Source organism: Mycobacterium sp. SP-6446 (genome assembly GCF_001954045.1).
Taxonomy (GTDB): domain Bacteria; phylum Actinomycetota; class Actinomycetes; order Mycobacteriales; family Mycobacteriaceae; genus Mycobacterium.
In genome coordinates this window covers 1-1,072 of record NZ_MBEM01000068.1, presented here as the reverse complement: position 1 = coordinate 1,072, position 1,072 = coordinate 1, and the positions used below count along the sequence as shown (strand labels likewise).

The 1,072-nt window shown below is 71.1% G+C and carries 1 protein-coding gene and 1 pseudogene; both read left to right on the top strand.

What is annotated here, in order from left to right:
* Window positions 1–97 precede the first annotated feature (97 nt).
* Window positions 98–610: a DUF2617 family protein gene (locus A5736_RS05645; RefSeq protein WP_076245021.1), complete on the top strand. Its 513-nt coding sequence runs from the start codon at window positions 98–100 to the stop codon at window positions 608–610.
* Window positions 607–1,069, top strand: a pseudogene (locus tag A5736_RS05640) (DUF4247 domain-containing protein). Before A5736_RS05645 ends, A5736_RS05640 begins: the two are co-directional and overlap by 4 nt.
* Window positions 1,070–1,072 lie beyond the last annotated feature (3 nt).

The following is a 1,072-nucleotide window of genomic DNA, read 5'->3' as shown; positions in this document are numbered from 1 at the left end:
GCGATATACGACCCAATGTCCTTGTTCAGCAACACGATTCCGAAAACCAGCGACGCGATGGCCGCGGCGGCCAGGCCCCTCCCCGTAGGCGACTTCGGTGCCGCTTCATCAGCTCGCCGTGAGTCCGGCGGACGTGTCCGGGAACAGGCTCGGACTGGCGCTCAACGCCCCCGCGCCGGACCCGCTGGCCAGCCACGCGCTCACCCATCCCGGCGGCGGCACCCTGCTGCTCGGCGTCCTCGGCGCCTCGCACGTCGTCACCGTCGAGCACCCCGGCAGCCGGTTCTCCGAGCAGGTCTCCTGCACCGCCCGCAGCCACGGCGGCAGGCTGCCCGGGCACGCCGACGCGCCCGGCTACCGCATCGAATCGCGTACCGACACCCGCGATGAGGCAGCGTTTCGTGAACTCGCGCAAGAACTTCGCGACCGCTGCGCGACCGAAAACGGATGGCTGGGCGGCACGTTTCCCGGCGACGACGCCGCCCTGACCGCGCTGGCCGCCGAGCCCGACGGCGCCGGCTGGCGCTGGCAGACATGGCACCTCTACCCGCTGCGCCCGGCGGGGTCCGGCGGCATGGTGGTGCACACGGCGAGCCGGTGGCACCCGTGAGCCGCAAGGGCCTGTTCTGGCTTTCCGGCGGCCTGGCCGCCGCGGCCATCGCGTCGCTGGTTTTCGGAATCGTGTTGCTGAACAAGGACATTGGGTCGTATATCGCCGACCATTATCACGCGTACGCCACGGACGCCAACGGGACGCGCTACCAGTGCAGCGGATCGCCCGACGAGGTCGCCGACACGCTCGCCGACTACCAGGCGCCCGACGCGCGGGCCGACAACGACAAGAGCGAATACCTGCGCTACAGCAACAACATCGTGATCGTCGGCCCGGACGGCAAGTACCCGTGCAGCATTCGCGTCGAAGGCTTGGGCGGCGGATACAGCCACGGTGCGTTCATCTTCCTCGGCCCCGGGTTCAGCCCCGGGTCCCCCGCCCGGGGGGGGGGCGGGCCCCGCCGGCGGCCCGGGCGGGCCGACAGACGGCCGAAAACACACCGGCCACGGGAGCTAGCAG